The 21,458-nt window shown below is 66.7% G+C and carries 22 protein-coding genes; 18 read left to right on the top strand and 4 right to left on the bottom strand.

What is annotated here, in order from left to right:
* Positions 1 to 49 precede the first annotated feature (49 nt).
* Together WDO72_06260 and WDO72_06255 are read left to right on the top strand one after the other, a co-directional pair.
* Positions 50 to 454, top strand: a complete 405-nt coding sequence (locus tag WDO72_06260; GenBank protein MEJ0085264.1) for a DoxX family protein — start codon at positions 50 to 52, stop codon at positions 452 to 454.
* 21 nt (positions 455 to 475) lie between these two features.
* Positions 476 to 1,126 carry a hydrolase gene (locus WDO72_06255; GenBank protein ID MEJ0085263.1) on the top strand — a complete coding sequence of 217 codons (651 nt, stop codon included), beginning with the start codon at positions 476 to 478 and terminating at the stop codon, positions 1,124 to 1,126.
* 117 nt (positions 1,127 to 1,243) lie between these two features.
* Here the strand turns inward: WDO72_06255 and WDO72_06250 are convergent, their stop codons facing one another.
* On the bottom strand, positions 1,244 to 1,993 hold the full coding sequence (locus WDO72_06250; protein MEJ0085262.1) for an alpha/beta hydrolase: 750 nt from the start codon (positions 1,991 to 1,993) through the stop codon (positions 1,244 to 1,246).
* A 486-nt stretch (positions 1,994 to 2,479) separates the two neighbouring features.
* Between WDO72_06250 and WDO72_06245 the strand changes: the two genes are divergently transcribed.
* Positions 2,480 to 3,031, top strand: coding sequence for a DNA starvation/stationary phase protection protein (locus tag WDO72_06245; protein ID MEJ0085261.1), 552 nt, complete (start codon positions 2,480 to 2,482; stop codon positions 3,029 to 3,031).
* Between the two features lie 68 nt (positions 3,032 to 3,099).
* Here WDO72_06245 and WDO72_06240 read toward each other — a convergent pair whose 3' ends face one another.
* Positions 3,100 to 3,924 carry an alpha/beta hydrolase gene (locus tag WDO72_06240; GenBank protein ID MEJ0085260.1) on the bottom strand — a complete coding sequence of 275 codons (825 nt, stop codon included), beginning with the start codon at positions 3,922 to 3,924 and terminating at the stop codon, positions 3,100 to 3,102.
* 366 nt (positions 3,925 to 4,290) lie between these two features.
* Between WDO72_06240 and WDO72_06235 the strand changes: the two genes are divergently transcribed.
* From WDO72_06235 to WDO72_06180, 12 genes are all read left to right on the top strand, one after another.
* Complete coding sequence (locus WDO72_06235) at positions 4,291 to 5,028, top strand: hypothetical protein (protein ID MEJ0085259.1); 738 nt, start codon at positions 4,291 to 4,293, stop codon at positions 5,026 to 5,028.
* 93 nt (positions 5,029 to 5,121) lie between these two features.
* Positions 5,122 to 5,829: a DUF6515 family protein gene (locus tag WDO72_06230; protein ID MEJ0085258.1), complete on the top strand. Its 708-nt coding sequence runs from the start codon at positions 5,122 to 5,124 to the stop codon at positions 5,827 to 5,829.
* 334 nt (positions 5,830 to 6,163) lie between these two features.
* Complete coding sequence (locus WDO72_06225; protein MEJ0085257.1) at positions 6,164 to 6,931, top strand: alpha/beta hydrolase; 768 nt, start codon at positions 6,164 to 6,166, stop codon at positions 6,929 to 6,931.
* A complete protein-coding gene (gene mdcA, locus WDO72_06220; protein ID MEJ0085256.1) occupies positions 6,928 to 8,580 on the top strand; it encodes a malonate decarboxylase subunit alpha in 1,653 nt (550 codons plus the stop codon). Before WDO72_06225 ends, mdcA begins: the two co-directional genes overlap by 4 nt.
* A 12-nt stretch (positions 8,581 to 8,592) precedes the next feature.
* A complete protein-coding gene (gene mdcC / locus WDO72_06215) occupies positions 8,593 to 8,907 on the top strand; it encodes a malonate decarboxylase acyl carrier protein (GenBank protein ID MEJ0085255.1) in 315 nt (104 codons plus the stop codon).
* A complete protein-coding gene (locus tag WDO72_06210; GenBank protein ID MEJ0085254.1) occupies positions 8,904 to 9,824 on the top strand; it encodes a biotin-independent malonate decarboxylase subunit beta in 921 nt (306 codons plus the stop codon). The genes mdcC and WDO72_06210 overlap by 4 nt, the downstream gene beginning before the upstream one ends.
* A gap of 21 nt (positions 9,825 to 9,845) precedes the next feature.
* Positions 9,846 to 10,568, top strand: a complete 723-nt coding sequence (locus WDO72_06205; GenBank protein ID MEJ0085253.1) for a biotin-independent malonate decarboxylase subunit gamma — start codon at positions 9,846 to 9,848, stop codon at positions 10,566 to 10,568.
* The gene (gene mdcG, locus WDO72_06200) at positions 10,543 to 11,220 is read left to right on the top strand and encodes a malonate decarboxylase holo-[acyl-carrier-protein] synthase (protein ID MEJ0085252.1); all 678 of its coding nucleotides are present in this window, start codon (positions 10,543 to 10,545) and stop codon (positions 11,218 to 11,220) included. The genes WDO72_06205 and mdcG overlap by 26 nt, the downstream gene beginning before the upstream one ends.
* Positions 11,217 to 12,101 (top strand): triphosphoribosyl-dephospho-CoA synthase MdcB, encoded by an 885-nt coding sequence (gene mdcB / locus WDO72_06195; GenBank protein MEJ0085251.1) that lies wholly within the window; start codon positions 11,217 to 11,219, stop codon positions 12,099 to 12,101. The genes mdcG and mdcB overlap by 4 nt, the downstream gene beginning before the upstream one ends.
* A complete protein-coding gene (locus WDO72_06190) occupies positions 12,098 to 13,045 on the top strand; it encodes an AEC family transporter (GenBank protein MEJ0085250.1) in 948 nt (315 codons plus the stop codon). The genes mdcB and WDO72_06190 overlap by 4 nt, the downstream gene beginning before the upstream one ends.
* Before the next feature lie 9 nt (positions 13,046 to 13,054).
* Complete coding sequence (locus WDO72_06185) at positions 13,055 to 13,993, top strand: acyltransferase domain-containing protein (protein ID MEJ0085249.1); 939 nt, start codon at positions 13,055 to 13,057, stop codon at positions 13,991 to 13,993.
* 182 nt (positions 13,994 to 14,175) lie between these two features.
* Entirely contained in the window at positions 14,176 to 14,337 is a 162-nt protein-coding gene (locus tag WDO72_06180; protein MEJ0085248.1) for a hypothetical protein, read from the top strand.
* 37 nt (positions 14,338 to 14,374) lie between these two features.
* Here WDO72_06180 and WDO72_06175 read toward each other — a convergent pair whose 3' ends face one another.
* Together WDO72_06175 and WDO72_06170 are read right to left on the bottom strand one after the other, a co-directional pair.
* A complete protein-coding gene (locus WDO72_06175) occupies positions 14,375 to 14,764 on the bottom strand; it encodes a UrcA family protein (GenBank protein ID MEJ0085247.1) in 390 nt (129 codons plus the stop codon).
* A 22-nt stretch (positions 14,765 to 14,786) separates the two neighbouring features.
* Positions 14,787 to 15,383: a hypothetical protein gene (locus WDO72_06170; GenBank protein ID MEJ0085246.1), complete on the bottom strand. Its 597-nt coding sequence runs from the start codon at positions 15,381 to 15,383 to the stop codon at positions 14,787 to 14,789.
* 177 nt (positions 15,384 to 15,560) lie between these two features.
* Between WDO72_06170 and WDO72_06165 the strand changes: the two genes are divergently transcribed.
* Genes WDO72_06165 through WDO72_06155 form a run of 3 tightly spaced genes read left to right on the top strand, consistent with a single transcriptional unit; the run spans position 15,561 to position 21,377 of the window.
* Positions 15,561 to 16,766, top strand: coding sequence for an efflux RND transporter periplasmic adaptor subunit (locus tag WDO72_06165; protein ID MEJ0085245.1), 1,206 nt, complete (start codon positions 15,561 to 15,563; stop codon positions 16,764 to 16,766).
* Positions 16,767 to 16,770: 4 nt separating this feature from the next.
* Positions 16,771 to 19,923 carry an efflux RND transporter permease subunit gene (locus tag WDO72_06160; GenBank protein MEJ0085244.1) on the top strand — a complete coding sequence of 1,051 codons (3,153 nt, stop codon included), beginning with the start codon at positions 16,771 to 16,773 and terminating at the stop codon, positions 19,921 to 19,923.
* A complete protein-coding gene (locus tag WDO72_06155) occupies positions 19,923 to 21,377 on the top strand; it encodes an efflux transporter outer membrane subunit (protein ID MEJ0085243.1) in 1,455 nt (484 codons plus the stop codon). Before WDO72_06160 ends, WDO72_06155 begins: the two co-directional genes overlap by 1 nt.
* The last annotated feature ends 81 nt before the right edge of the window (positions 21,378 to 21,458 follow it).

The following is a 21,458-nucleotide window of genomic DNA, read 5'->3' as shown; positions in this document are numbered from 1 at the left end:
TCGCAGGAGTTTTGTGATGAATACCGCAACCAACGTTCGACCCGTGGCAATGCCCACCAACACTTTCCAGGACCTCACCGAACTTGGTGGCCGGGTTCTTCTGGCCTCGCTTTTTCTCATATCCGGCGTGGGCAAGATCTCGGGATACGCCGCTACCGCAGGCTACATGGCGGCGGTTGGCGTGCCGGCCGGTTTGCTGCCCCTGGTGATCGCGACCGAAGTGCTCGGTGGGGCCGCGATCATCGCCGGATGGAAGACACGAACCGTCGCGTTCCTGCTGGCGGGCTTCACGCTGTTGAGCGGATTCCTGTTCCACAACAATTTTGCAAACCAGATCGAGATGATCATGTTCTTGAAGAACCTGTCGATCACCGGCGGCTTGTTGTTGCTGGTCGCTCGCGGGGCGGGCCGCATCAGCCTGGACGGCCGCGCCTCCGCGCGCGCCGCCAACTAACTACCAACAGGAGGATTACTTATGACCGCCAAGACAGGCCTCGGAGCGCTGCTGCGCCCGGAAGACAGCGTTCTCGTGTTGATCGACCATCAACCCTACCAGTTCGCCAACCTGCACAGCCACGAGCCGACGATGATCGTCAACAATGTCATCGGCCTCGCCAAGGCAGCGAAGGTGTTCGACATCCCTACCATCCTCACCACGGTCGTCGAGGAGCGCGGGGGCTATCTGATCAAGGGTCTGCAGGACGTGTATCCGGAGCAGAAACCCATCAATCGCACCTTCATCAATACGTGGGAAGACAGGCGCGTGGTCGACGCGGTGAAGAAGACGGGCCGCAAGCAACTGGTGCTGGCCGCGCTCTGGACGGAGATCTGCCTCGCCATGCCGGCGATCCACGCGCTCGGCGAAGGTTTTGACGTGTTCATCGTCACCGACGCGTCCGGCGGCGTTTCCGCCGAAGCCCACGATATGGCGGTCCGCCGCATGGTTGCCGCCGGCGCAGTGCCGGTCACCTGGATGGCGGCAGTGGGCGAGTGGCAGCGCGACTGGGCTCGCGAAAAAACCGCGATCGAACTCGCCGGGGTGCTCGCGGAGCACGGTGGTGGCAGCGGTGTGGCCTTTGCCTGGGAAGTCCAGCTGCTCGGGGCACGCGCGGGCGTCGGAGTCTGACACCAACCCGCGCGATGCAGTCTCGAGGTCGACTTCCGGCATGCCGCCGGAGGTCGACCTCGAACATCGTGACCTCAACGTATTGTCGTGCGCGACCTCGGGTGGCAGCCGCGCCGTTCAGCGCGTCGCGGCGGTGGCATTCTCGATCAGCTTCACCAGTGCTTCGGCGTGCATGATCATGACGACGTGCGACGCGCCCTTGATCTCGACGGTCTCCCGCGCACCCGCTCGCTTCGCCATGAACGCGTGCGCGGCCGGCGGAATATTCTTGTCCAGGCTTCCGTACAGGAACCAGGACGGAATCGTCTTCCACGCCACGGCGACGGCGGGCTCATTGAGCGCGGCTTCGATGATGGGGCGTTGCGCCACGGCCATCAGTTTTGCTTCGGCTTCCGGAACGTCGGCGGCGAACTGCGCGTGGAACTTGTTCTGCAGGATGTACAGGTCCTTGCTGCCATCCGGCAGGATCACCGCCGGTGCGAGCGCCGAACCCAGGGTGCCGCCCGGAAATTTTCCGGATAACGAGCCGGCAGTCTCGCCGGTCTCCGGTGCAATCGCGGCTACATAAATCAGCGCTTTGACATTCTGCTTGCCGGCCGCCGCTTCCGTGATGACGTTGCCGCCATATGAATGGCCCACGAGGATGACCGGGCGTTTCACCGAGTCGAGCACGCTCGCCAGATCGCTGGCGTCGCTCTTGACGCCGCGCAGCGGATTGGCGAATGCGAGCACCGGGTATCCCTTCGCGAGCAGGTGCGTGACCGCATGGTTCCAGCTGGTCGAGTCGGCGAACGCACCGTGCACCAGCACGACGGTCGGCTTGCTGTCGGCCGCCTCTTTTGCCTGCAGCAGCGGTGCCGCGACCATCAGGGCGAGGGCGGCACAGACGAACCTGAGCGCGCCTGCAACGGTCGACGGCGGGCGTGGGGAACCAAGAGGTAACACGGACGATTTCATTTCATTCTCCTCGAGTAGTTTGTGGGTGGATGGCTGCGGCGGGCGTCGCGTGAAGATGCGGCGAAGCATATTCAGCGAGCGCGGCGCGCCGATATCACCGGTTTGTATGCATCGCGGGGACCGCGCGTTTCCTTCACGCGGCTGCCCGCTCCGCACGCGCACGGCTCAGCGGTTCGGGCGCGTGCTGCCGATGATGAGTCCGATGTTCAACATGTGGGTTCCTCGCCGGGCTTGAAGACCATGCTGGACGCGAACGTAGTCGCGGCCGCGAGGAACGCGCCATCACACGTTCCCATAACACGCCGGCGTGGCGGCACGCATAACGGAAACATGTAATGGGCCGGCCACGCGCCAAAAACTATTTTATGCGGTCCAACTACCCACCCCGGTGTCTTCATGGCTAACAAGATCTCGACGGGTGCCCCCGAAAAGGGGCCCATCATCCAGGCGTTCGGGGCGCTGACGGCGTCCCGCATCGGGCTGTCCGTGCCGGTGCGCCTGAAATCCGTGGCCGCGCTCAACCGCCTGCTCGCGCACACCATGGCGCTGCGCGACCTGTACAAGAAGGCGCACTGGCAGACGAGCGGCCCTTCTTTCTACGAACTGCACCTGCTGTTCGACAAGCACCACGGCGAGCAGGTGGACATCATGGATGCGCTCGCTGAGCGAGTGCAGACGCTCGGGGGCGTGACGCTGGCGCTGGCGCACGACGTGGTCGAAACCACGCGCATCGCCCGCGCGCCGCGCGGCCGGGAACGGCCGCTCCATCAATTGCAGCGTCTGCTCGATGCCCATGAAATCGTGCTCGAGGATGCGCGTCCGTTGGCGCACGAAGCCGCCGACCGCGGCGACGATGGCACCAACGACCTGCTGGTGAGCCAGGTGGTGCGCGTCAACGAGCTGCAAAGCTGGTTCGTGGCGCAACACCTGGCGGCGCGGCAGAGATGAAAAAAGGGCGGTTGCCGTGTACGCGCAACCGCCCTTCCGACTACTGCCGGCTTGAGCCGGCGGCGTTTTCACGCGCCGCGAATGAAGCCGAGCAACTCCTTGTTGACCGTGTCCTTGAGCGTCGTGCACATGCCGTGGGGCGCGCCCGTGATCACCTTGAGCGTGGCGTTCTTGATGATCTTCGCCGACAGCAGCGCCGAGTCGGCGATCGGGACGATCTGGTCGTCGTCGCCGTGCAGGATCAGCGTCGGCACTTCGAACTTCTTGAGGTCCTCGGTGCAGTCCGTCTCCGAGAACGCCTTGATGCAGAAATAGGCCGCCGGGAATCCCGCCTGCTGCCCCTGCCGCCAGAACGAATCGCGCACGCCCTGGGATATTTTCGCTCCGGGCCGGTTGTAGCCGTAGAACGGCATGCTCAGGTCGTACCAGAACTGCGAGCGATCGGCGAGCACGTTGGCGCGCAACGCGTCGAAGGTTTCGATCGGCAGGCCACCGGGATTTTTCGCCGACTTCACCATGACGGGAGGAATCGCGCCGATGAGCACTGCCTTGGCGACGCGCGAGTTTCCATGGCGTCCGATGTAACGCGCGACCTCGCCGCCGCCGGTGGAATGTCCGACCATCACGGCATTCTTGAGATCGAGGTGCACGAACAACTCCGCGAGATCGTCGGCGTACGTATCGAGGTCGTTGCCATGCCAGGGCTGGCTGGAGCGGCCATGGCCGCGCCGATCGTGCGCGATGCAGCGGAATCCATTCGATGCGAGGAAGAACATCTGGTCCTCGAATGCATCGCCAGTCAGCGGCCAGCCGTGGCTGAACACGACCGGCTGTCCCTTGCCCCAGTCGCGGTAGTAGATCTCGGTGCCGTCTTTGACCTTGAGGGTGCTCATCTTCATTGCTCCTTCGAAATGTTTGGAGGTGGCCTCGGCCGCGCCACCGGTCGCGGCATGCGCTCGCGTCAGTGCAACGAGTGCCGCCGCCGTTGCGGCGCCGATCAACAACGCGCGCCGCGTGTCGTCGATCGGCTCGGGCGGGGTGGGACGTACTGCATCGTCGCGCATGACGAGCGTCACAATGTCGGCGTTCAGGCCCATGATTGGTTCTCGCGTGGAGGATTGCCCGTTCATCAGACAATGCGGCCGCGCGCGTGCCAACTACATATTTCTGTTAGGACGGCCGATCGCGCGATAGCCGGAACTCGTTATGGTCACGGCACGAGCGTGACGCTAAGTTCGAGCGTAGAAGGAGAATTGGCCATGAACGAACTACTCACACGGATCATCGAAGCACACGGCGGCATGGAACGCTGGAATTCGCACGACAAGGTCGAGGCGACCATCGTGACGGGCGGCGGACTGTTTGCCCTCAAGGGCATCCCACAGGACCCGGTGCCGCGGCGCATGGCGGTGTGGCTGCACGAGCAACGTTCGTCGGTAGCGCCTTTCGGCGCCGCCGATCAGCGCTCCATGTTCACGCCCGGGCGGGTCGCGATCGAAAAGCTGGATGGCAGCGTGGTCGCCGAGCGTCATGCGCCGACAGATTCGTTCGCCGGGCATCAGATGAACACCGCGTGGGACCCGCTGCAGCGCGCGTATTTCAATGGCGAGGCCTTGTGGACCTACCTGACCACGCCATTCCTGCTCGGCATGCCGGGTGTAGGCCTCGAGGAAATCGCACCGTGGCGCGAAGGAGCGGAAATCTGGCGCGTGCTGCGCGCGTATTTTCCAGGATCGATACAGACGCACAGTGGTGTGCAGGATTTCTTCTTCGGCGAGGACCTGCAGCTGCGGCGGCACGATTACGCCGTGAACATCGCGGGTGGTTTCGCCGCCGCGCAGTTGACCTCGGACTATCTGCGCGTCGGCGGCTTCGCGCTGCCGACCCGGCGCCGCGCCTATGTGCGCGGTCCGGACCGCAAGCCGATCCACGACCTGCTCATGGTGTCGATCGATTTCAGCGACGTCGTTTTCAGCGCGCTCCGCCCGCCTGGCTGAGTTTCAGCGGTAACCGGCGCGCGGCGGAGTGCAATCGGCGGGAAGTTCGACGCGCGCAGTCTGCGGGAATCTCCGTCAGTCGAGGTAATACAAATGAAGTCGAACTCCATCACGGCCCGCAACCTCTGCGCGCCGCCCGTATCACTGCGCGTGCTGGCACTACTGGTCGCTGCAGCCCTGGCGGCGGTGTCGGTGTCGCATGCAGAGGAACATGCCCGGGAGTCGAAGCGCAGCGGCATGCGCTTCGACAACCGCTACTCGCACAATCAGTACTACCACGACCGCGGCTATTCGGTGCGTGGGATTCCTCGTGGAGCGTATGAGATCAATCACGGCGGCCAGCACTACTGGTTCGGCGGCGGGCAGTGGTATCGCTCGCGCGGCGGCCTGTCGATCGTGATCGGCGCGCCGATCGGCGCGTTTGTGCCGGTGCTGCCACCGCTCTATTCGACCGTCTGGTGGAGTGGACGGCCTTACTACTACGCCGACGACACTTACTACACGTGGGATGGGGACGTGAACAAGTACGAGGTCGTGCAGGCGCCCGCGGGCATCGACCAGGGCGGCAGCACCGCGGCCGCTTCGACGGACTCCGTGTTCGTGTACCCGAAAAACGGCCAGACGCCCGAGGAACTCGCGCGTGACCGTTTCGATTGCCACCAGTTCGCGCTCCAGCAGACGGGCTTCGACCCGACCGCGTCGGGCGGTGGCGTGCCGGCCAGCGAGCTCGCCACCAGGAAGGCTGACTATCTGCGCGCACAAGCCGCCTGCCTCGACGGCCGCGGCTACAGCGTTCGTTAGGGAGCCGTCCGAAAAAACGGCCCCTCCTCATTGCACTCGATTCAGGGAGGGGGAGGGGCGAGTGCAGTTTGGTGGAGGAGGGGCCGATTCAGGGGTTTTCGGGATCTGTCAGCGCAATCAAGTGAAGCCCTAGCTTCCGCGGTACCGGTAGAAACACGATGTCGAATCCGCGGCCGGCCGTTTCAGTTGAAACGGCCGCGCGCCGCGTCGCCCTGGTTACAGCGGTCACGCCGCCGATGTCGCCCGATACGCACGAATTGTAGTGCGAAACAATCACAGCAAACTCCGATTGCAATCTTTGCCGCCCATCCAGAAAGGAGTGACGGACATGAAGATGCTCGAGAAGTTTTGCGCCGCGATCATCGCGCTCGGCCTGGGCGCGGCAGCGGCAACGGCGACTGCGGCGCCGCTCAAGAACATCGTGCTGGTGCACGGCGCGTGGGTCGACGCCTCCGGCTGGCAGCCGGTGTACGACATCCTCGTGCGCGAGGGCTTTCACGTCACGATGGTTCAGGAACCGGAGACTTCGTTCGCCGACGACGTGACCGCGGCGAAACGGGTGCTCGATCTGCAGGACGGACCGACACTGCTGGTGGGGCACAGCTACGGCGGCTCGATCATCAGCGAAGCCGGCGTGCACCCGAATGTAGTTGGACTGGTGTACGTCGCCGCACACGCGCCGGATGTCGGTGAGAACGAATCGGAGCTCGGCAAGAAAACGCCGAGTGTCCTCGGCAAGACCGCGGGCGCCATCAAGAAAACCCCCGATGGTTATACCTATCTGGATTACACCGAGTTCCCGAAATTGTTCGCGCCCGATCTGCCGCGTGAACGCGCGGAATTTGCCGCGCGCTCGCAGGTGCTGGCCCAGGCCTCGGTGTTCAGCACGCCGTTGACCGCGGCTGCCTGGAAGGCCAAGCCGAGCTGGGGAATCGTCGCCGAGAGCGATCAGATCATCAATCCGGACCTCGAGCGCTGGTACTACCAGCGCGCCAAGAGTCATGTCACCGAGATCAAGGGCGCGAGCCACGCGGTGTTCGAATCGCACCCGAAGGAAGTGGCGGCCGTCATCACGCAGGCTGCGCGGCAGTTGCAGAGGTGACGGCGACGGGCTGGCAATGCGGCCGCGACGCGCGCAATGCCCGCGTCGCGGCCGGAGCGAGGTTCGCCCGAGGCAAGATCGTCGAGGCGCGTGACGCCACCCGTCTGCTCGAAGCGGTGCTACGGTCGGGCGACCGGGTGTGCATCGAGGGCGACAACCAGAAGCAGGCGGATTGGCTCGCCGCCGCTTTGCTGGCCGTCGATCGCACCCGGGTGAATGACCTGCACATGGTGCAGTCCGGAGTCGTGTTGCCCGCGCACCTCGATCTGTTCGAGCGCGACATCGCGAAGAAGCTCGACTTCGCGTATTCCGGCCCGCAGTCGGCGCGCATCGCGACGATGTTGTTTGGCGGGAAGATAGAGCTCGGCGCGGTGCATACCTATCTCGAGTTGTTTGCCCGTTACTTCATCGACCTCACGCCCGACGTCGCGCTGATCGCGGCGGTCAGCGCGGACCGCGACGGCAATCTCTACACCGGCCCGAACACCGAGGACACGCCCACGGTGGTCGAGGCCACCGCCTTCAAGGACGGTGTCGTGATCGCGCAGGTGAACGAGATCGTGGACAAGGTGCCGCGCGTCGACATTCCCGGCGACCGCGTGCACTTCGTGGTCAAGGCGCAGAAGCCCTTCTTCGTCGAGCCGCTATTCACGCGCGACCCCGCCGCCATCACCGAGACGCAGATCCTGACCGCGATGCTGGCGATCAAGGGCATCTACGCGCCCTATGGTGTGCGCCGGCTGAATCACGGCATCGGCTTCAGCACCGCCGCGATCGAGCTGCTGTTGCCGACGTTCGGCGAGAAGCTCGGGTTGAAAGGCAAGGTAGCCAGCCATTTCGCGTTGAATCCGCATCCGGCGCTGATCCCCGCGATCGAATCCGGCTGGGTGGAACAGATCCATTCGTTCGGTTCCGAAGTGGGGATGGAGGATTACATCCGCGCGCGGCCCGATGTGTATTTCACGGGCGCCGATGGTTCGCTGCGTTCCAACCGCGCCTTGTGCCAGACAGCCGGTCTCTACGCCTGCGACATGTTCATCGGTTCGACGCTGCAGATCGATCTGGCGGGAAATTCTTCCACCGTCACCACGTCGCGCGTGTCCGGTTTCGGCGGTGCTCCCAACATGGGCGCCGACGCGCGCGGGCGCCGCCATCCGAGCGCGCCGTGGCTCATGGCCGGCCGCGAAGCCGACCCCGACAGCCCGGCGCCGTTGCGCCGCGGCCGGAAACTCGTGGTGCAGATCGGCGAGACCTTCGGTGAAAACAACGTGCCGCAGTTCGTCGAGAAGCTCGACGCGCTGGCGCTGGCCGACAAGCTGAAGCTCGATCTCGCGCCGGTGATGATTTACGGCGATGACGTCACGCACATCGTCACGGAAGAGGGCATCGCCAATCTACTGCTGTGCCGCAGCGCCAGCGAACGCGAACACGCGATCCGCGGCGTGGCGGGTTACACCGATGTCGGTCGCGCGCGCGATGCGCGGCTGGTCCGGGAGCTGCGCGAACGCGGAGTGATCCGCCGGCCCGAGGACCTCGGGATCAATCCGCTCGATGCCGACCGCAGCCTGCTCGCCGCGCGTTCCATCAAGGACCTGGTGCGCTGGTCCGGTGGTTTGTACGCGCCGCCTTCGAAATTCCGCAACTGGTAGGAGAAGCGCGCCATGGAAGTCCTGAACTTTCGCTACACCACGTTGCAGCGCGCGCCCGGCGCCACGCAGCTGGCCATCGTCGGCGTCGTCGCGTCCGGCAATCTCGAAGTACTCGCGGAACGCGTACTCGGCGATACCGAGTGCCAGCTGGAGATCAAGACCGCGGCGGAGGGTTTTGGCGAGGTCTGGAAAGCGGTGACCGCCGATTTCGCCGAACGTCATTCGCCCGGCGGACTCAAGTTCTCGATCAACGACGGCGGCGCACGCCCGGATGCCGTGTGGCTGCGTCTCGCGCAGGCGCTGCGCACGCTGCAGGAGGCTCCATGAATGCCGTACGCACGCCCGACACGAACGTGAGCTGGTATGAGGCGAGCGCGCGCAACCGGATCCGGCTGCTGCTCGATGCCGGCAGTTTCACCGAGTTCATCGGACCGGCGCTGCGCGAGGTCAGCCCGCATCTGCGGCTGTTCGATCTTCCCGAGCAGTTCGACGACGGCATCGTCGTCGGTCGCGGCAGCTTCGATGGCGCACCGGTGCTCATCGCGGCGCAGGAAGGCCGCTTCATGGGTGGCGCGTTCGGCGAGGTTCACGGCGCCAAGCTCACGGGCCTGCTGCGCGCGGCGCGCGATTTGAAATCGATCCCGGTGTTCATCCTGTTCGATACCGGCGGCGTGCGCCTGCAGGAGGCCAACGCGGGTGAGCTCGCCATCGCCGAAATCATGCGGGCGATCGTCGAAGCGCGCACCGCGGGCGTGAAGGTCCTCGGGCTCATCGGCGGCCGCGCGGGCTGTTACGGCGGCGGCGGGCTCATCTCTGCCTGTTGTTCGGCGCTCGCCGTCTCGGAGCAGGGGCGCATCGCGGTGTCGGGACCCGAGGTCATCGAAACCAATCGCGGCGTCGAGGAGTTCGACTCGCACGATCGCGCGCTGGTGTGGCGCACGATGGGCGGCAAACACCGCCGTCTGCTCGGCAGCGCCGAGCGGTTCACCGACGACACCGTCGAAGGTTTTCGCGACGCCGCACGCAAGCTGCTGCATTCGGCAGCCGTGTTCGGCATCGATGCGCTGCACGCCGAGCAGGCGCGGCTCGAAGACCGGCTGCAACGATTCGGCGCCTGCGGCGACGCCGTGGACATCTGGGCCGCGGAAGGCATTCCGCAGGCCCACCTGGTTCCCTCCCTGCCACCCGAACAGTTCATCGCGCTCGCCGACACCGTGCGGCCGGCGCTGCCCGATGCGCGCTGAGTCGCGCGCGGAGATCTCATCGTGAAACTCGACCACATTCTCGCCTCGCTGTTTCCCGGCGGGCACGACGTGCAGAACGATCGCGGCATGTTGTCGGGATCGGGTGCGCTGCGATCCGGCGGCCGCGCGCTCGTCATCGGTGTCGCGGATCGCACGGCGGTCGGCGTCGACGACGCCATCCGGCTGTCACGGTTTTTGCTCGCCGCTCTTGCCGGCGACCGCGAGCGCGGCCCGATCCTCGTGATCGTCGACAGCGACAGCCAGCGCATGAGCAAGCGCGACGAACTCCTCGGGTTGAACGAATTCCTCGCGCATCTGGCGAAATCGCTGATCTACGCCGACCTGCACGGCCGCCCCACCATCGGCATCCTTTACGGCCACACGGCGGCCGGCGCTTTTCTCGCCACCGCGCTCGCCACCCGCGTGCTGGTGGGATTGCCGGGTGCGGACCCGGTGGTGATGGATCTGCCGTCCATGGCGCGCGTGACCAAACTACCGTTGGCCGTCCTGCAGGAGAAAGCCAGGTCGACCTCGGTGTTCGCCCCCGGCCTGCAAAACCTGGCGGCCACCGGTGCGGTGCACTTCACGTGGGATGAAACGGTGCCGCTGGTGGATCAGCTGGACGCGCTGCTCGGAAATATTCCCGACGAGAGCGACCGGCGCGATGCGCTCGGCCAGGAGCGCGGCGGCCGCGCGAAAGCGGCGGTCATCGCGGAGCGTGTGCGTGAGCTCGCCATCTCTTAAACGCCCGCGGCGCCACGACCTGGTGTTCGTCAGCCGCGCCGGCTGGCACGCGGCGCTCGCCGCGCGCAGCGACCTTTCGCTGGATTCCCTGGTGGCGCTCTGGGTAGATAGGGGATGGCCGCTGATCGGCAGGCGCGGCGTGCCCGGCGACCTGCACGGAGTGCCGCTCGGTTTGCCGCTGCCGCCGTCGGCCGGCAAACGCCGCCTCGCATTCGTCGTGCAGCCGGAAGATGTGGTCTCGACGGCGATGCCGCCGGCGCTGCGGGTAGTGAGCCGCGCGGCGCCACCGCTGTGGTGGGCGACATTGAACCGCCTCGAGGCGCTGGCCGCGCGGCATGCCGTGGAGGTCCGCGTGTGCGGCAGCCTCGCCTGGCAGGCGCTCACCGGAATGGACTACGTGACCGAACGCTCCGACATCGACCTGCTGCTGCACGTGCGCCGCGATACGGATGTGTACCGCCTCACCGCCGACCTCGCGAGCATCGAGACGGCCGCACCCATGCGTCTCGATGGCGAATTGATCCGCGACGACGGCGCCGCGGTGAACTGGCGGGAGTTGCACGAGGGCGCGCACGAAGTCCTCGTGAAGACCGTCCGCGGTGTCGCCTTGCTTGCGCCACGTCTGTTTTTGCCCGGGAGTCCGCCGCCATGACCACTGCTCTCGTCGCCATCCCGCAGCCCGCGCGCACCGGGAAACGCGCAGCGTGCACGTCTCCGCTCGAGGCGATCGCCAGGAGCGCCGTGTATTGCCTGCTGCTCGAGCTGGAAACCTGGCCGAAGCCGGGTCTCGTGAGCCACGTCGATTCCGGCAGCCACGACGACATGGATGCCGGAACGTTTCGCCGCAGCGCCGCGGCCATCGCGCCGTACCTGCGCGAGCTGGTGGATGCCGGCGCGTGCGGCAGCGGCATGACGCGTCTGCGCATGATCGGCATCGATGCGGAAGCGGCCATGTTCGCGGCGACCGCGGGTGTCAACACGCATCGCGGCGCCATCTTCGGACTGGGGCTGCTGTGCGCGGCGGCCGGCGCGCGCACTGCGGGACATGTCGATCCCGGATTGTCGCTGGGGGCGGTGGTCGCAACACTGTGGGGTGGCGCGATTCTCGATGGCCCGGTGCTGCTGCATAGTCATGGCAGCAAGGCGCGGCGGCGGTTTGGCGCCGGCGGCGCCCGCAGGGAGGCAGCGAGCGGATTTCCCAGCGTCTTCGGTATTGGCTTGCCGGCGCTGCGCGAGAGCGCGCGCGCCCAGCCCGATGATGCCGAGGCAGCACGTGTGGCCACGTGTTTTGCGCTGATCGCGGCGCTCGAAGATACCAACCTGCTGTATCGCGCCGGGCTGCCGGGCCTCAGGTTTGCGCGCCGCGCGGCGCGCACTTTCCTCGATGCCGGCGGTGTTGCCACACCCGACTGGCGCGACAACGCACGCGCAGTGCACGAAAGTTTCGTTGCGCGCGGCTTGAGTCCGGGCGGCGCCGCCGATCTGCTCACCTGCACGTTGTTCGTGGACGCGCACGAAGGGCCGCACCGATGACCCAGGCCATCCTGCTGGCCCTCGCGCCGGTGTTCTTCGTGCTGGCGCTCGGATTCGCGGCCGGAAAGTTGCGCGTCGTGAACAACCGGCAGATAGATAGTCTCAACGCGCTGGTCATGGATTTCGCACTGCCGGCCTCGCTGTTCGTCGCCACCGCGTCGGCCTCGCGCGCGCAGATGCTGGCGCAGGCACCGCTGTTCGCCCTCTATGGCGGCGTGATGTTGTTGATCTGGCTGACCTCGTACAGTTTCCGGACCCGCGTCGCGAAAGCGTCCCCGGCGGATGCGTCGCTGCAGGCGCTCACGATCTCCTTTCCGAATCTCGCGGGCGTCGGATTGCCGATCGTCGCGGCGGTACTCGGCCCGGGCGGCGCCGTGCCGATCGCCATGGCGCTCGCGGCCGGCTCGATCCTCATTACACCGCTGAGCCTGATCGTGGTCGAAATGAGCGGCGCGAACACCGCGCCGGCCGCCACGCCGGTATCGCGCATACTCAAGGCGTTCCGGCGTGCGTTGACCAAGCCGGTCGTGCTCGCGCCCGCGCTGGGTATCCTGCTCTCGCTGCTGGACTGGAAGTTAGGCGCCGTCCCCGCAGCGTGCCTCACATTGATCGGACATGCCGCCGCCGGTGTCGCGCTGTTCCTGACCGGTCTCATTCTCTCCGCGCAGGCGTTCCGCCTCGATGGAAAAGTGGTGCTCGCCACCGCCATGGCGGATGTCGTTCGTCCGCTGCTGACGGCGGCGATCGTATTCGCGCTGCCCGTGCCGCCGGAAATGGCGAAGACCGCCATCCTGTTGGGTGCGCTGCCGTCGGGATTCTTCGGCATCCTGTTCGCGGTGAACTACCAGCTCGACTCCGCGACACCGGGATCGATGGTACTCGCGAGCACCGTGTTCAGCGTCGTCACGCTGGTCTTGACGATCGCACTCCTGTTCCCGCACTGAGGCGCGGCGATGGCCCTCGCGATCCTGTGCTCGGGCCAGGGACGGCAACATCGCGGGATGTTCGCGCTGACCGGCAGCGCGCCGCAGGCCGAGTGTCTGTTCACCCATGCGGCCACCCTGCTCGGCGGGCGCGATCCGCGCGAGCTCGTCGAAACGAACGACGCCGGCACGCTGCACGGCAATCGCGTCGCGCAGATCCTGTGCACGCTGCAGGCGCTGGCCGCGGCGGCCGCGTTGCGGGACGCGTTCCCGCAGGAGATCGTGGTGGCCGGCTACAGCGTGGGGGAAGTGGCGTCCTGGGGCGTCGCGGGTTTTCTCGGCGCGATGGAAACACTCGATCTGGCCGCGCGCCGCGCCGAGCTCATGAGCGCGGCCGCGGCGCCGGGCGAGGGCATGGTGTTCGTGCGCGGCCTGCCGCGCGCGCAGGTCGAGAAGTTAGGCGCGCAGTTCGGCGCCGCCATCGCGATCGTGAATCCGGGCGAGGCGTTCGTCGTCGGCGGGGGCGGCGAGGCGGTCGACGCCTTCGCGCGGGCGGCCCGGGCGATGACCGGTACCAAGGTGGTTCGCCTGCCGGTGGAGGTGGCCTCGCATACGCCGCGGCTTGCCGCGGCGTCGCCACAGTTTCGTGACGTCCTGCGGCAGGTTCGCATCGCCGCGGTGCCGGCCGGCACGCGGCTGCTGAGCGGCATCGATGGCGCGCCCGTCCTCGACGCCGAAACGGGTTTCGACAAACTCGCGGCGCAGATCTCGCACAGCGTGCAATGGGCGGCCTGCCTGCAAGGCTGCATCGAGGCCGGCGCGAGTGCCTTCTTCGAGCTCGGCCCGGGGCCAGCGCTGTCGCAGATGGCCGCGGGCGCGTGTCGCGACGTTCCGTGCCGCAGCCTCGAAGATTTCCGGACGTTACGCGGGGCGCGGCAGTGGCTTGCGCAGCGCCGCGATTCCATCTGAAACCGCGCGCCAGCCCGCGGAAATCATCCTGCAGCCGCGCGGCCGCATCGTATTCCCACGCGAGTGATCACGTGAGGAGAAGGGTAATGGTCGAAATCCATGGTGAGAAACCCCGCTACCAGGCGGGTCGCGGAGCAGCGGCGGGCGTGTCTCGGCGCGGCGGAAGCGGCCGCTGGGTTCACATGTGGTCGCGCAACGCGGTGGCTATCTACAACACGCATTCAACGGCCGCGATGGCGAAGGACTGCATCGCGCGGGAATTGCGGGGCCGCGATGCCGAGCAGCGCTGGAAGAACTACCTCGCGCTGCTTTCACAAGCTTCTGCGGTTGCCTCTTGCAAGTGATTGCGGCGGGTTGACCCGCCGCATTCCCGGCTTCCGGTCAACTGCCCGCGCCGCCTTTCCTGGCGACCGCGACTGCCACCTTGATCTCCTCGAGCGGCGCCTTGATGGCCTTTCTGATGCAGGTCTCGTCGTCTTCGACGTCGTCCGGATCGGCCGCGCTGCAGACCCGGCGCGCGGTCTCGCGCACTCGATCCTGCAGCCGCGTGACCGCCGAATTGGTCGTGAGCGAAGCGGGATCGAACGAGACACGCGCCGTCACCGAGATCTCCTCGATCGGCACGAGATCGGCGTTTTTCCCGATGATCTTCACCACGGGCGAGGAAATGACGACGCCCGCCTGATCGGCGGAGCCGGCATGGACGCCGTAGCTGGTGAGCGTGAGGGCGCCGCAGGCGAGTGCGGAGCGAAAGCAGGTGGACACAGTCATCTTCATTCTCCTTGATTCGGAATTACGGACACCCCGGCGGTTCGTCTGCCGGGTCCAGGTTCGGCAGGCACAACGCGCTGCCGGCCTGTTCTTCGATCTCTATGTCGGAGCGGACCGGATCGCCGGGCTCGAGCGGCAGCAGGATTTTCCAACCCTGCACGGGATGGCGCACCGCCCACTCGAGCGAGCCGAAACCCTCGCGGGAGATGTGCACGTCCGGGTCTTCGTCCCGCGGCGTTTCCCCGGGCTTGGTGGCATCGCCAAACACGAACACCGACTGCATGTCTCCGCTGTCGAGATCGACCGAGACGATGCGGCCGTCCCTGCGCATCGTGTCGATCACGGCATCGCACTGTTCGCGCGGGCCCGGGCCGGTCAGATCGAGGATGATCGCGAAGCCGTCGTACCTTCGCACCCACGTGAGCAGATAGGCCGGGTTGTTGCCGAGCAGCGAGCTCAGGAATTCCGGGTCGCGCGGATTTGGGATGTCCGGCGTGAGCTCCACCACGAGGCGTGAAATACAGGGCGGCGGTGAAGCCGCGGACGCGGGCGTGCCGATGAATACCGCGGCCAGCAGCGCGGCGCCGAACAGACCCCTGCGAAAGTGTGAGTGCCGCAACTCGATTCTCCTGAAAATTCGTCCGCAGGCAGGGTCGGCGAGCCCGATGTCGGCAACGTTTCGCCGCGCCGCCGCGTTCGTAACACCTGCAACACCGCCGGAAATGTCCGCGCGACGCTGCGTTGCTCAAATTTCCCGAACGACCGCGTATCGCGGCTGCAGCGGCGGGTACCCGATATGAACATGCAGAAGAGCGGCGAAACGCGTTGCCTGGCAGGCGCGGCGGCGGTCGCAGTGCTGGCCACGCTCGGCATCGGCGGCTGCGGCCCGAAGGGGCCGGCCGGCGCGCCCGCCGCGCCGCAGGTGAGTGTGGTCGCCGCGCGCCGCACGCCTGTGCCCGTCACCACGGAGCTGCCGGGCCGCACCTCGGCCTATCTAGTGGCGCAGGTGCGCGCGCGTGTCGACGGCATCGTCCAGCAACGCCAGTTCCAGGAAGGCGGCATCGTGCGCGTCAACCAGCGGCTGTACAAGATCGACCCGGCGCCGTTTCAGGCCGCGTTGCAGAGCGCGCAGGCGGCGCTGGCGCGCGCGCGCGCGAACCTCGAATCGACGCGCGCCCAGGCTGAACGCGACGAGGTGCTGGTGGCTGCGAACGCCATCAGCCGGCAGAAGTACATCAACGATCTGGCGGCGCAGGCGCAGGCCGCCGCCGACGTGGAGGCCGCGGTCGCGGCCGTGAAGGTGGCCGGCATCAATCTCGGTTACACCGACGTGATCGCGCCCATCACCGGACGTATCGGTCCCGCGCTCGTCACCCAGGGCGCCTATGTGCAGGCCGGCACCGCGACGTTGATGGCCACCGTGCAACAGATCGACCCCGTCTATGTCGATCTCACCCAGGCCAGCGTCGCGGGGCTGCGGCTACGGCAGCAGGTAGCTAGTGGCGGCATCAAGCTGAACGGCCCCGACCAGACGCGGGTGCGGCTGGTGCTCGAGGACGGCTCCACTTACGCGCAGACCGGCACCCTCGAGTTCACCGATATCAGCGTCGACCAGGGCACCGGATCGGTCGAAGTGCGCGCCATTTTCGCCAACCCCGACCAGGTGCTGCTGCCCGGCATGTTCGTGCGTGCCGTCATCGATCAGGGCACGAACGATCGCGCGATACTCATTCCGCAGGTGGGCGTCACGCACGATCGCACCGGCCGGGCGACCGTGTTGATCGTCGGCGCGGACAACAAGGTCGCGCAACGGATAGTGAAGGCGACGCGCACGCAAGGCGAAGACTGGGTGGTGGAAGGCGGGCTCGACGAGGGCGATCGCGTGATCGTCTCGGGTACGCAACGCGTGCAGCCGGGCGTGCTCGTGCAGGCGACCACGGTGAATACCAACGCGCCGCCGCCGCAGCTCGCGCAGGACACCGACGGCAAGCGGGCACCGTAGCGCCATGGCCCGCTTCTTCATCGACCGCCCCATCTTCGCCATCGTCATCGCCATCCTGATCATGCTGGCGGGCGGGCTGGCGATCACGACTCTGCCGATCGAGCAATACCCCACCATCGCGCCACCCTCGATCCAGATTTCGTCTACCTACCCGGGCGCCTCGGCAGAAACGGTGGAGAACACCGTCGCCCAGGTGATCGAGCAGCAGATGAACGGCCTCGACAACCTGCTGTACCTCGGCACCGTGAGCGACAACTCCGGCACCGCCACCACCACGCTCACGTTCGCGCCGGGCACCAACCCGGATATCGCGCAGGTGCAGGTGCAGAACAAGCTGCAGCTGGCGGTACCGCTGCTGCCAGCGCAGGTACAGCAATCCGGCATCCGCGTGACCAAGTCGAGTTCCTCGTACCTGCTCATCGCGGCGTTCGTGTCCTCCGACCCGCACGTGACCAAGTTCGACATCGCCGACTACGTGGTGTCGCATATCCAGGACCCGGTGAGCCGCATCGACGGCGTCGGCAATTTCAATGTCTTCGGCACGCAGTACGCGATGCGCATCTGGCTCGACGCCAACAAGCTCAACAGCTACTCGCTCATGCCGGTGGACGTCACCAACGCCATCCAGGCCCAGAACGTGCAGATCTCGGGCGGGCAGCTCGGCGGCACGCCGGCGCCGGCCTCGCAACGCCTGACGGCTTCCATCACCGAGGCGACGTTGTTGCGCACGCCGGAACAGTTCGGCGCGATCCTGCTCAAGGTGATGCCCGACGGCTCGCAGGTGCGTGTGCGCGACGTGGCCAGCGTCGCGCTCGGGCCGGAAAACTACAACGTTGACAACAAGTACAACGGCCAGCCCACGGCGGCCATCGGTCTGCAGCTCGCCACCGGCTCGAATGCACTCGAGACCGCCGACGCCATCCGCGCGAAAATCGCCGAGCTGTCGAAGTATTTTCCGCCGGGCCTGAGCGTGGTCTATCCCTACGACGTCACGCCGTTCGTGCGCGTGTCGATCGAGGAAGTGGTCAAGACGCTGTTCGAGGGCGTGGTGCTGGTATTCCTCGTGATGTACCTGTTCCTGCAGAACCTCCGCGCCACGCTCATTCCCACCATCGCCGTGCCGGTGGTGTTGCTCGGAGCGTTCGGCGTGATGGCCGCGGCCGGCTTCACCATCAACACGCTCACGATGTTCGGGCTGGTGCTGGCCATCGGACTGCTGGTCGACGATGCCATCGTCGTGGTGGAGAACGTGGAGCGCCTCATCGCCGAGGAACACTTGTCGCCACGCGATGCCACGCGCAAGGCGATGGAACAGATCACCGGAGCGCTGGTGGGCGTGGCCCTGGTGCTGTCGGCGGTATTCGTCCCGGTGGCGTTTTCGCCGGGCTCGGTCGGTGCTATCTACCGCCAGTTCTCGCTGACCATCGTGTCGGCCATGGCCTTGTCGGTGTTCGTGGCGCTCAGCATCACGCCGGCGTTATGCACGCTGCTGCTGCGTCCCGGGCACGGGCAGCCGTCGCGCGGTTTCTTCGGCTGGTTCAACCGGACATTCGAAAACGCGCGCGGCGGTTATGTGCGCGGAGTGCGCGGCGTCATCGCGCGGCCGCGCCGCAGCCTGCTGCTGTACGCGGTGTTGATCGGCGTGGTCGCGCTGTTGTTCGCGCGGCTGCCGACCTCGTTCCTGCCCGACGAGGACCAGGGATTTCTCTATGTCCAGGTACAGGGCCCGCCCGGCGGAACGCTGGGGCGCACCAGTGTCGTGCTCGACGACGTGAGCAACTACCTGTTGAAGCAGGAGTCCGGGATCGTGGACGCGGTGCTGCAGGTCAATGGTTTCAACTTCGCGGGCCGCGGCCAGAACCAGGGCCTGCTGTTCGTGCATTTCAAGGACTGGTCGGTGCGCACCAGCCGCGACCTGAGCGTGCAGGCGCTCATCGGGCGCGTCGCGGCGCGTTACGCCAACTACCGCGAGGCCGTCGTTATCCCGATCAATCCGCCGCCGATCGCCGCGCTCGGCACGGCCGCGGGTTTCGACATGGAGCTCGAGGATCGCGGTGGTGTCGGCCACGACGCGCTCATGCGCGCGCGCGATCAATTGCTGGCGAGCGCGCGCGCCGACCCGAGCCTTACGCTGGTGCGGCCCAACGGCCTCGATGACAACCCCACGTTCACGATCGACGTGGATCGCGAGAAGGCGAGTGCGCTCGGCGTGATGCCGAGCGACGTGGATCAGTCGTTCTCGATTTCCTGGGGTTCGCGCTACGTCAACAATTTCCTCGACACCGACAGCCGCATCAAGAAGGTGTACGTGCAGGCCGACCAGCCGTTCCGGATGGACCCCGACGACCTGCGCTGGCACTACATCCGCAATGCCGCGGGCGAAATGGTGCCGATCACCGCTTTCGCGACCGGCAAATGGACCTTTGGATCGCCGCAGCTGCAACGCTACAACGGCGTCTCGTCGGTCGAGATCCAGGGCCAGCCCGCGGCGGGCCTGAGCACCGGCGATGCGCTGGCCGCCATGGCGCGGCACGCCGCGCAGCTGCCGGCCGGCATCGGTTTCGAATGGACCGGGATCTCGCTGCAGGAAGTGCTGTCCGGATCGCAGGCGCCGCTCTTCTATGCCATCTCGATACTGGTCGTGTTCCTGACGCTCGCGGCCCTGTACGAGAGCTGGTCGATACCGGTGGCGGTGATCATGGTGGTGCCGCTCGGCGTGTTGGGTGCACTGGCGGCCGCGCTCGCCTTCGGCATGGAGAACGACGTCTACTTCCAGGTGGGCCTGCTAACTACCATCGGCCTCTCGGCCAAGAACGCCATCCTGATCGTCGAGTTCGCGCGCAATCTCACCCGCGAGCAGGGCCGGAGCATGATCGATGCCGCGATCGACGCGGCCAAACTGCGCCTGCGGCCCATCGTGATGACGTCCATGGCCTTCATCCTTGGCGTGTTGCCGCTGGCGCTGGCCACCGGCGCGGGTTCCGCGAGCCGCAATGCCATCGGCACCGGCGTGATCGGCGGCATGTTGAGCGCCACGTTCCTCGCCACGTTCCTGATCCCGATGTTCTTCGTCGTCGTCGGGCGAACCTTCGGCGCGGGGCGAGCGGCCGGCGCTCCTCCCGCCGCGCTGCCCGCCGCCACTGCGGCATCCACGTGATGAGCGCGCGCAAGTACGGAAAATTCGCCGCGCTCGTCCTGCCGTGGCTGCTGTTGTCCGCGTGCACGCTCGCGCCACGGTACGTACGGCCGGAACCGGCGGTGGCGGATAACTACCCGCAGGGCGTCGCCTATGGCACGGACACCGGGTCGCAGACCGCGGCGGCCGACCTCGGCTGGCGCGATTTCCTCGGCGATGAGCGTCTGCAGCAGCTGGTCGAGATCGCATTGCGCAACAACCGCGACCTGCGCGTGGCCGTGCTCAACGTGCAGGAATTGCGCGCGCAGCTGCGGATCCAGACCGCCCCGCTCTTGCCCGACGTCGCGGTGTTTGCGGACCGCTCGCGTTCGCGCACCCCCGCCGAGCTGTCGAAGACCGGCGCTGTCGAGGAATTGGGCTCCTATACCGTGGGCGCATCGCTCGGCTGGGAAATCGACTTCTTCGGCAAGCTGCGCAGCCTGCGCGCCGCGGCCCTGCAGCAGTACCTGGCGTCGGTGCAGGGCCGCAAAGCGGCGCAGATGTTGCTCGTCTCGCAAGTCGCGAATCAATACCTCACGGTGCTGGCCTGTGATGAGCTGCTCGAGGAGACCGACCGCACCGCCGTCGCCGCGCGCGCCTCGTTCGATATCGTGAAGCTGCAATTCGAGGTCGGCACCGGATCCGAGCTCGACCTGCGCCAGGCGGAAACCGTGGTCGAACAGGCCAACGCGAATCACGCCGCGCAGCTGCGCGCGCGCGCCCAGGCCGGGAACGGGCTGGTGCTGCTGCTCGGACAACCTCTACCTACTGACCTGCAGTCCGGCCGGCGGCTCGCGGAGCAGAGCATGCTCGAGGACTTGCCCGCCGGCTTGCCCTCGGACCTGCTCATCCGCCGGCCGGACGTGCAGCAGTCCGAAGCGCTGCTGCGTTCCGCCAACGCCGACATCGGCGCGGCGCGCGCCGCTTTCTTTCCCAGCATCGACCTGACCGGCACCGCGGGCAGCGCGAGCACCCGGTTGAGTGGCTTGTTCGAGGCCGGATCGCAGGCCTGGAGCTTCGCGCCCGCGCTGACCCTGCCGCTTTTCGCGGGCGGCGCCAACATCGGAAATCTCGACGCCGCCCACGTGCGGCGGGAAATCGCGGTCGCGCAGTATCAGAAAACCGTACAGACCGCATTCCAGGAAGTGGCCGACGGGCTCGCGGCGCGCGGCACTTTCAACCAGCAGATCGCCTCGCTGGTGCGTTTCACGGCCGCGCAGCAGCGGCGCCTCGAGCTCGCGCAGCTGCTGTACATAAACGGCGAGTCTAGCTACCTCGACGTGCTCACGGCGCAAACCGCCCTGTACGACGCGCGCCTGGCGCTGGTCGGCGCGCGCCTGCAGCGCCTGCAGAATCTCGTCGACCTGTACCGCGCGCTCGGCGGCGGCTGGCTCGCGCGCAGCGGCGAGCCGCCGCCGCGCGCCGATACACGCTGAGCATTGCAACCGGCGTTTCGCCTGAAACGCGCGCCGCCCGCGTGGAAATCGCGGCGCATTCCGCGCGCTCCAGCATTCCCG

The sequence above is a fragment of the Pseudomonadota bacterium genome (assembly GCA_037200975.1).
In the GTDB taxonomy this organism is placed as follows: Bacteria; Pseudomonadota; Gammaproteobacteria; order Steroidobacterales; family Steroidobacteraceae; genus CADEED01.
This window is presented reverse-complemented; position numbering and strand designations above follow the sequence as displayed.